The organism is Jannaschia faecimaris (assembly GCF_900107415.1).
Classification (GTDB): Bacteria; Pseudomonadota; Alphaproteobacteria; order Rhodobacterales; family Rhodobacteraceae; genus Jannaschia; species Jannaschia faecimaris.
This window is the reverse complement of the sequence record NZ_FNPX01000008.1, coordinates 123,300-132,734: the sequence shown is the minus strand read 5'-3', so window position 1 is coordinate 132,734 and position 9,435 is coordinate 123,300. Positions and strand designations below refer to the sequence as shown.

Genomic DNA, 9,435 nt, shown 5'->3' with positions numbered 1-9,435 from the left:
CCGCAGCATCCGCTCCTCCTCCGAAAGCTGATCCTCCAGACGGAACGCATCCGCCCAGTCAAATCGCGCAAGGTCAGGCCCGTGGCCCGTGGCGTGGGTGTCTTTGGGCATGTCTCTCTCCTCAGGTCAGGCGGTCGGCGAAGACCGACGCGAGCGTGTGTTTCAGTATCTTGCCCGACGGGGCCGCCGGCAGCGTGGCCGCGGCGATGATCCGCGCGGGACGTTTGTACGCCGTCAGCCGCGCGGCGGCAAAGGCGCGCAGTGCATCAAGGTCGAGCGTGTCCGGATCGGCGCATTGCACGAAGGCCAGCACCTCCTCGTCTCCACCCGGCAGCATGCGCCCGATCACCGCGCATTGCACGACCTGCGGGTGGTCGTTGAAGGCCGCCTCCACCTCGGGCGGGTAAACGTTGAAGCCGCCCCGAATGATCAGTTCCTTGGCGCGCCCGACGATATGCAGAAACCCGTCCCCGTCGATACGACCGAGATCGCCCGTGCGCAGCCAGCCGTCAGGGCCAAGCACCTCTGCCGTGGCCTCCGGGTTGCGGTAGTAGCCCGCCATCACATGCGGGCCACGGGTCAGTACTTCGCCCACGGTCGCATCGGCACTGTCGCCGATGGCAGTGTCGAGCATGATCTCGACCCCCGGCAGCGGCGGGCCGCAGCTCACGTCGGGGGTGCCGAATGGGTTTTTCGTGGCACAAATTCCGGCGGTCGTCTCGGTCATGCCGTAGCCGTTCTGCAAGGCCAGCCCGTAGAACGCCTCGGCCTTGCGCTTCCACGCCATGTCGAGCGGTGCGCCACCCGAGCTGACGTAGTGCAGCGGCACGTCGCGCAGCCCGTCGAGACCGTTCTCGGCCACGTAGCTCATCAGCAAGGCGTGCATCTGCGGCACGCCGGGAAAGACGGTCGCCCCAGCCTTCAGCGCCTCGTAAAGACGATCCGGTCGGAACCGCGCTTCGAACTGGATAGCGGCCCCTCTGGTGCTGGCCGCCATCAGCATCGACGCCAAACCAAAGACATGCGTCATCGGAAGCGCGCCGTAGATCAGGTCGTGCGCTTCGATATCGCGCAACTCGGCGGAAGTCTTGCCAGCGAATATCAGATTGCCATGGGTTAGCATCACCCCCTTCGGCGCACCCGTCGTCCCGGTGGTATAGAGGATGACGGCGGTTTCGAGCGTCGCCCCCTCCCCCAAGCCCGGGCGCGCGGGCGTCAGGGCGATGGTGCCGAATTCGGTCGCGTGCGGCGTGGCCCCCACAGCCCCCGCATGCCGCGTCGCCTCCGGTGAGATGTCGGTGGTGCAGGCGATCAGCCGTGGGGTGGCGTGCTCGACGATACGGGTCATCTCCGCGTCGGTCATCCGCGCGTTGACCGGCACCGCCACCCCGCCCGCGCGGCTGGCGGCAAAAATCAAAACAGAGGTGGCATGGCAATTTTCAGCCACGACCAGCAGACGGTCCCCTGGCAGGAACCCCGCGCCGACGAGAAGGTCCGCCGCCGTTTCGATTGCGCGCTGATGGGCGGCGTAGGTGACCGCGCGCCCATCAACGTCTCGCACGGCAAAGGCGTCGGGCGTTCTGTCCGCGGCGCGTTCGATCAGATGGTGGATTCTTGTCATTCGCTGACCGCCTCCCCGCGGTGTTGCGGTCGCAGACGGGATAGGGCGGCCATCGCTTCTGCCTCGATCCTCGCCACAATATCGGCCATTGGGGCAACAGCATCCGTCAGACCCAGTGATTGGCCCGCCGACAGCATACCGCGCGACACGTCCCCCGTCTCATAGGCCTTGCGACCGATCGCGCCGGAGACCAGCGGCATCAGGGCTTCGATCCCGACGTCCGGATCGCTCCTCTCCATCTGCGCGACCTGCCGCGATGTCTCATTCGCCAATGTACGGATTGTGTTGCGCACCGACCCCATGGACAGTTGGGTGTCCCTCTCGGTCGCCCGGACCAACGCGTCCTTGTAGTCGCGGTGGGCGTTCAACTCCTCCGCCACCAACAGGCGCGTCCCCATCACGACGCCCGACGCACCGCAGGCCAGCGCGCCGATCATCTGGCTGCCGGTTCCGATGCCGCCACCGATCAGGAAGGGAATGGTCAGGTCGCGCTCGGCCAAGGCCTGGTTCACGACGGTGCCCACCATGTCCATGCCGGGATGCCCGCCGCATTCCGCCCCGACGATCGAGACCATGTCCACGCCCACCGCCTGCGCCTTACGGGCAAATCGGACCGAAGGCACCTTGTGCAGGACATGGATACCCGCGTCGTGGAGCATGGGCAGAAATGCCTCGGGGTTTCGGCCCGATGTCTCGACGAACCGCACGCCTTCGCCCGCGATGATACGGAAGGTCTCGGCAATCGTCTCGCCTTCTACCAGCTTGGGCAGCATGGAAACGTTGACGCCGAAAGGCCGGTCGCCACAGGTCGCGCGGGCGCGGGCGATCTCGGCCTCAAGTGCGCCCGGCTCCTTGAAGCTGGCCGCAGTGAGGAACCCGATGATACCCGCGCGGGCACAGGCCGCGACATAATCGGCATCCGACAGCCACATGAGCCCACCAGCCACGATGGGCAGGCGGGTGCCATAGGTTCGTGTGACGGCCGTATCGAAAACGGGATCGGTCATGCCGTACTCCGCAGCTTGGCAAAGTTCGGTCGGCGTTTTTCAAGAAAGGCTCCGATCCCTTCCGCGGCTTCCGGCGCGGCCACACTGTCGGCGATCCCGTCGCATTCGCGGTCCAACTGGCTGGCGACGTCGCTGTCATAGGCAGCGGTGACCAGTGCCTTGATCCGCGCTTGCGCTTCGGTTGGCCCAGCCGACAGTTGGTCGGCCAACACGAGGGCCGCGGGCAAGACGGCATCCGCATCTTCAAGTTGCGAAACCACGCCCAGATCGAACAGGCGCGTCGCGTCAACTTTCTCACCCAGCAGAGCCATGCGCATCAACATCGCGCGGGGCACCAGCCGGGCCAGGTTCGCCGTCAGCCCGCCATCTGGCGTCAGCCCCGCCTTGACGTAGGCCGCCGAGAAGGTTGCGGCGCGGTCGGCCACGATCATGTCGCAGGCAAAGGCAAGGGACGCACCCGCCCCCGCAGCCCCCCCTTCAACCGCAGCGACTACTGGCACCGGACAGGCCATCACGCCCCGGATCAGGTCGTGCAATGCCTCGACGCGGGCAAGACGCTGGTCGCGCGGCAGATCCCGGCGCGTCGCGATCTGTGTCAGGTCGCCGCCCGCACAGAAGTAATTCCCTTCACCGTGTAGGATGATTGACGTGATGCGTGGTTCTTCCGCCAGCATCAACGCACGGTGCAGCGTTTCGTAGTATTCGGGAGTCAGCGCATTGCGCCGGGCCCCGTTCATCGCGGTCACGATCAGGCGGTCGCCGAGATCGTCCAGACGGGCAAGAGTCATGCGCCCTCCTTCAGGCGATGCGACGGCACCTTGCGGAACACGCCCGTCGCAGTGGCGATCAACGTGCCGTCTTCAGCCTCCAGCACCCCATCAATGAAGACGGTCGACCGCCCTCCGCCCGTCTTGCGGCCGGTCGCGACAATCGTCTGACCCGGAAATCCGGGGGACAGGAAGTTCACCGTCATTGAGATCGTCAGGAACGGAGATTTTCCAGTCTCGTCCGCTGTCAGGCTGGCCGTTGCCCCCATCGCATTGTCCAGGATGGAGGTCGTGATACCCCCGTGCAGCACGCCGTGGCGATTGGTATGATCGGCGGTGATCGCCATGTGGCACCGAGCGGAGCCGCCATGGCCGCCCCGCACATCCAAGACGTAGCCCAGCAGGCGCTGCGTGCCCGTCTCTCCCCGGATGAGACCGGGGCCATCTGCCGGCAGACCGCTCATGCGGCGCGCAGCGTGATGAAGCGCTCCAGATGCCAAAGCGCATCGCCGAAACGATGGTCAACCATCGTCAGACGCTTGGCGAGGTGGCCGAGGTCGTATTCCTCAGTCACGCCGATGCCGCCGTGCATCTGGATCGATTCCTCGACCACCAGCTTGGCGACGGTGCCGATCAGGTTCTTGGTTGCGTGCAGGTGCAGGTCGCGGTCGGGCGTGTCGATGTTTCCCGCCAGATTGATGACCGCCGACCGAGCCTGCTCGATCTCGATCAGGACATCGGCCATGCGGTGCTGCAGCACCTGGAACTTGCCGATGGGCTGCCCGAACTGCTTGCGTGTCCTCAGATAGTCCGTCGTCAGACGCCGGATCGCCTCCATCAAACCCAACGCCTCGGCGCAGATGGCCAGGGTCGCACGCGCCTGCGCCGCTGCCAGCATCGGATACGCATGACCCGCATCGCCCAACAGCGCGTCGGCGGGAAACTTGATGCCGTCCAACGCAATCTCGGACGCCATCCCACCGCCCACGAGCGGATAGGGCAGAAGGTTCAGCGCCTCCGCCGGGACGATGAAAAGGCTGATCCCATCCGGGTCGCCCGTGGTGCCATCGGTGCGCGCCGAAATGATGATGCGATCCGCGCCGGGCGCGTTGACCACGACGGCCTTGCGGCCCGACAGGGTCCAACCGTCACCGTCCTTGGTTGCCGTTGTGGCAACGCGGGCAAGGTCGTAACGGCTGCCCGGCTCGGTATGGGCCAGCGCAAGCTGCAATGTGCCACCGATGACCTCCTCCAGCAGATCATCGCGCCCGGCGGCGGCCAGAAGCCCGCCCCCCAGAACCCCCGTATCAATCAGCGGGTCAATGGCCCCAACGCGGCCCAGCTCTTCGAACATGAGTGCGAGATCGAAGCCCGTGCCACCAAAGCCGCCCTGATCTTCAGGGAACAGCGCGCCGATAACGCCCATCTCGGCCAACCCGGACCAGATCTCCGCGTCAAAGCCAGCGGTCGCGCCCATCGCCGCCCGGCGGGTTGCGGGGGTATAGGTATCAGTCAGGAAACGGCGCAGGCCGTCCTGCAACATACGGCCTTCATCCGAGAGGTCGAAATTCATGTCACAGCTCCAACATGGTCTTGGCGATGATCGTCCGCTGCACTTCGTTCGATCCGCCATAGATCGAGAGCTTGCGATTGTTCAGATAGGCTCCGGTGGCCTTGGCGGCATAGTCTGGTCCGATAGGAGCCTCGTTCGCGCCCTCCACCGCCTCCGACTGGAATGGCATGGCATAGGGGCCGACGGCGGTGCGGGTCAGGGCGTTGATCTCCTGCCGAATGATTGTGCCTTTGACCTTGAGCATCGACGATTCCGCGCCCGGTGCCTGCCCCGCGGCGGCGGCGGATACGACGCGCAGGTTGGTTGTCGCCATCGCCATCAGGTCGATCTCGATACGGGCGACGCGGGCGGCGAAATGCGGGTTCTCGATCAGCTTGCGGTCGCCGTCGGTTTCAGCGCGCGCAATACGCTTGAGGCTGTCCAGACCGGCGCTGGCAAAACCTACGCCGGCGATGTTCGTCCGCTCATGGGTCAGCAGGTACTTGGCATAGGTCCAGCCCTTGTTCTCCTCGCCCACCAGGTTTTCCACCGGCACGTGCACGTCCGAGAACCAGACCTCGTTCACCTCCGCGCTGCCGTCGATCAGGACGATCGGGCGGACTTCGATGCCGGGTGTGTCCATGTCGATCAGCAGGAAGCTGATGCCCTCCTGCGGCTTCCCTTCCTTGGAAGTCCGGACCAAGCAAAAGATCATGTTCGCGTACTGGCCCAACGTGGTCCATGTCTTCTGACCGTTGACGACGTAGTGGTCCCCGTCACGCACCGCTTCGCACCGCAAGCTTGCCAGATCCGACCCCGCCCCCGGCTCGGAATAGCCCTGGCACCACCAATCGTCCCCGTTCAGGATGCGTGGAAGGTAGTGGTCCTGCTGCGCCTTCGATCCGAATTTCTGCAACACCGGTCCCAGCATGGCTACGCCGAAGGGCACGATGCGGGGCGCACCGGCGCGGGTCATTTCCATCTCAAGAATGTGGCGCTGCACGGCGTCGAACCCGGCCCCGCCGAAGTCCTTGGGCCAGTTGCCCGCAAGCCAGCCCTTTTCGTTCAGGATCGCGTGCCATTCCTCGTGATCGGCCTTGGTCAGCGCGCGGGTGCCGCGCCCCTTTTCAGTCAGACGCTCCGGCAGGTTTGCATCCAGAAAGGCCCGGACTTCGTCGCGGAACGCTTTCTGGTCGTCGGTATAGTCGAGGTTCATTGCAGGTCTCCTCAGAAAATCTCAAAAAGGCCTGCGGCCCCTTGGCCGCCGCCGATGCACATGGTCACGACACCCAGCTTCGCACCCCGCCGATGGCCTTCGACCATCAGGTGCGACGTCATTCGCGCGCCCGTCATACCGAAAGGGTGCCCCACGGCGATGGAGCCGCCGTCGACGTTGCAAATCGACGGGTCGATCCCCAGCGTATCGCGGCAGTAGAGTGCTTGGGAGGCGAAGGCCTCGTTCAGCTCCCAAAGGTCGATATCCTCAATCTTGAGGCCATGGCGTTCCAGCAGGCGCGGCACGGCAAAGACCGGGCCGATACCCATCTCGTCGGGATGGCAACCCGCCACGGCAAAGCCCCGGAATGCCCCCAGCGGCGTCAAGCCCTGACGCACCGCCTCCGCCGCGTCCATCATGACCATGGCCGAGGCCCCGTCCGAGAGCTGCGAGGCATTGCCGGCGGTGATGAACTGGCCTTCCCCGCGAACGGGTTGCAGTTTTTCTAGACCGGCCAGATCGGTGGACGGTCGGTTGCATTCGTCCATCGTCAGCGTGATCTCCTCCTCCGAGACCTCGCCGGTTTCCTTGTCTTTGACGGCCTTGGTGACGGTGATCGGAACGATCTCAGCGTCGAAGCGCCCGGCGTCCTGTGCAGCGGCCGTGCGCTGCTGACTTTCCAGGCCAAGCGCGTCCTGCGCGGCGCGCGTTATGTTATAACGTTTCGCCACGATATCCGCCGTCTCGATCATCGGCAGGTAGAGGTCGGGGCGGTTCGCCTCCAGCCAGGTTTCACGCGAATGGCGCGCGGGCGGCTGCACCATCGAGATACTCTCGACCCCGCCGACCAGGATGGCCGTTGCCCCCTCTTGCGCGATCATGTGGCCGCCCATGGCAATGGCCTGCAACCCGCTGGCGCAGAAGCGGTTGACGGTCGTGCCTGCAACGTTGTCGGGTAGCCCACCGCGCAGCACGATCTGACGCGCGATATTTCCTCCGGTCACGTATTCCGGATAGCCGCAGCCCCATATGCTGTCTTCAATCAGGTCAGGTTCGATGCCGGCGCGCTTGACCGCCTCGGCGGCGACATGCCCCCCCATGACGGCCCCGTGGGTCTGGTTGAATGCACCGCGCCCGGCCTTGCCGATAGGCGTACGGGCGAGCGAGACGATGACGGGATCAGGCATGGTCAGTCCTTCCGGGTCTGGTTCAGATCGGCGAAGCGGCGACCCTCGGCCACCAGACGCGAAAGGAGGGGCGCGGGCTGCCAGAAATGATCGTCGGTCTTCGCGAATTCGGTGATGGCGACGAGGATTCCGTCGAGACCCTGAGCATCGGCCCAGTGCATCGGCCCGCCGCGATAACGCGGAAAGCCATAGCCGTGCAGGAACACGACATCGACATCCAGCGGGCGCAGGGCGATGCCTTCCTCCACTACGCGGGCCGCCTCGTTGATCATGGCGGCCATGTACCGGCAGACGATTTCATTGGCCCCGAAGGCACGGGTTTCACCGGTGCGGGCCTCGGCCACGATGGCCTCGACCGCCGGATCGGGCCTGCCCTTCCGGTCTTCCGAATAGTCGTAGTAACCCGCGCCCGTTTTCTGGCCCAACCGCCCGGCATGATAAAGGGCATCGGCAAAGGTCGGCACGCGGTCGCGGGTGTGGGCGTCGCCCGCCTTGCGCTGGCGCGTGGCGAACCCAATGTCGAGACCCGCCAGATCACTGACCTGATACGGTCCCATGGCAAACCCGAAATCGACCAATGCGCGGTCCACGTCGTAGGGGCTGGCCCCATCAAGGACCATGTGGTCGGCGGCGGTGCGATAATGCGACAGGATCCGGTTGCCAATGAAGCCGTCGCAGACGCCCGCGCGTACTGGCGTCTTGCCCAGACGCTTGGCCAGCGCGAAAGCGGTCGCTGTCACATCGGGTGCGGTGCCATCGGCAACGACGACCTCCAGAAGTTTCATTATATGCGCGGGTGAGAAGAAGTGCAGGCCGATCACATCGCTTGGTCGACCGGTGGCGGCTGCAATCTCGTTCACGTCCAGATAGGACGTGTTGGTTGCCAAAACCGCGCCGGGCTTCATGACGGCATCAAGCTTGGCAAAGACCTCCCGTTTGACGTCCATGCTCTCGAATACGGCCTCGACTACGAGGTCGGCCTCTGACAGGGCGGCGTAATCGGTGACGGTGGCGAGGGTTTTCAACGCGGCGTCGCGGCGGGCAGTCGTCAGTTTGCCGCGCTTTACCGCTGCTTCGAGGTTGCCGGCGATCGTCGCACGGGCCTTGTCGGCGGCTGCGTCGTCACGCTCCACCAATGTCACGGTTAGACCTGCAAGCAGGGCGGCGGTCGCAATGCCCGACCCCATCGTACCGCCGCCGATGACGGCGATACGGTTGATTGTGCGGGGCTTGACGCCCGCGATTTCCGGCAGCTTGGCAACCGTACGTTCAGAGAAAAAGGCATGGATCAGACCTGCCCGCTGCGGCGTTTCCATCAGGGTCTGGAACAGGCGACGCTCCTCGGCCAGTCCCTCGTCGAAGGGCAGCGCCATGCCCCGCGTCATGGCGTCCAGCGCGGTCACTTGGGCAACCTGGCCACGAAATTTCGCGGCCACTTTGGCGCGCATCTCGGTCAGGTCGCCGTCCGGAGGGGGCATGGCGCGGGTTGGGCGCGCGATCGCCCCCTTGGCCAGCAGCTTGCCAGCGTAGGCCAGTGCGGCGCTCCGTACATCGTTGTCCGGCCCCAGCCCGTCGACCAGACCGATGGCCTGCGCGTCCTCGGCACTTATCGGTTTGCCGCCGACGATCATCTCGGCCGCCGACTCCAGCCCGACCAGCCGCGGCATGCGCTGCGTGCCGCCCGCTCCCGGCAGAATGCCAAGCGTGGTTTCCGGAAGACCCAGCTTTGTGCCCATCATCGCGAGCCGGTAATGGCAACCCAGCGCCACCTCCAGACCGCCGCCCAGCGCGGTGCCATGGATTGCGGCGATGACGGGCTTTGTGCAGGCCTCGATTGCGTTGATGACGGACGGGAGTGTCGGGTGCTTGAGCGGCTTGCCAAATTCGGAGATGTCCGCGCCACCGATGAACAGACGCCCCGCCCCCATCACGACCGCGATGCGCGCAGACTCGTCGCCGGCGAAAGTCTTGATCGCCCGGGCCAGCCCCTGCCGGACGGCGTGTGACAGCGCGTTAACCGGTGGGTTATCTATGGCGATGACGGCGATGTCTTTCTGGACGGAATATGTAACGGGACTCATTAAA

The 9,435-nt window shown here is 65.2% G+C and carries 8 protein-coding genes; all 8 read right to left on the bottom strand.

The genetic code is table 11. From position 1 onward, the window contains the following. Positions 1 to 121: 121 nt before the first annotated feature. Genes BLV27_RS10850 through BLV27_RS10815 form a run of 8 tightly spaced genes read right to left on the bottom strand, consistent with a single transcriptional unit; the run spans position 122 to position 9,431 of the window. The gene (locus tag BLV27_RS10850) at positions 122 to 1,621 is read right to left on the bottom strand and encodes a class I adenylate-forming enzyme family protein (RefSeq protein WP_092645809.1); all 1,500 of its coding nucleotides are present in this window, start codon (positions 1,619 to 1,621) and stop codon (positions 122 to 124) included. Continuing rightward, a complete protein-coding gene (locus tag BLV27_RS10845; protein ID WP_092645807.1) occupies positions 1,618 to 2,628 on the bottom strand; it encodes an NAD(P)H-dependent flavin oxidoreductase in 1,011 nt (336 codons plus the stop codon). The genes BLV27_RS10850 and BLV27_RS10845 overlap by 4 nt, the downstream gene beginning before the upstream one ends. Beyond that, positions 2,625 to 3,416: an oxepin-CoA hydrolase, alternative type gene (locus tag BLV27_RS10840; protein WP_092645805.1), complete on the bottom strand. Its 792-nt coding sequence runs from the start codon at positions 3,414 to 3,416 to the stop codon at positions 2,625 to 2,627. The genes BLV27_RS10845 and BLV27_RS10840 overlap by 4 nt, the downstream gene beginning before the upstream one ends. Then, positions 3,413 to 3,859 (bottom strand): PaaI family thioesterase, encoded by a 447-nt coding sequence (locus BLV27_RS10835; protein WP_092645803.1) that lies wholly within the window; start codon positions 3,857 to 3,859, stop codon positions 3,413 to 3,415. Before BLV27_RS10835 ends, BLV27_RS10840 begins: the two co-directional genes overlap by 4 nt. After that, a complete protein-coding gene (locus BLV27_RS10830) occupies positions 3,856 to 4,968 on the bottom strand; it encodes an acyl-CoA dehydrogenase family protein (protein ID WP_092645801.1) in 1,113 nt (370 codons plus the stop codon). Before BLV27_RS10830 ends, BLV27_RS10835 begins: the two co-directional genes overlap by 4 nt. A gap of 1 nt (position 4,969) precedes the next feature. Next, on the bottom strand, positions 4,970 to 6,163 hold the full coding sequence (locus tag BLV27_RS10825) for an acyl-CoA dehydrogenase family protein (protein ID WP_092645799.1): 1,194 nt from the start codon (positions 6,161 to 6,163) through the stop codon (positions 4,970 to 4,972). Positions 6,164 to 6,174: 11 nt separating this feature from the next. Then, positions 6,175 to 7,350, bottom strand: coding sequence for an acetyl-CoA C-acyltransferase (locus BLV27_RS10820; RefSeq protein WP_092645797.1), 1,176 nt, complete (start codon positions 7,348 to 7,350; stop codon positions 6,175 to 6,177). 2 nt (positions 7,351 to 7,352) lie between these two features. Next, positions 7,353 to 9,431, bottom strand: coding sequence for an FAD-dependent oxidoreductase (locus BLV27_RS10815; RefSeq protein ID WP_092645795.1), 2,079 nt, complete (start codon positions 9,429 to 9,431; stop codon positions 7,353 to 7,355). Positions 9,432 to 9,435: the final 4 nt, after the last annotated feature.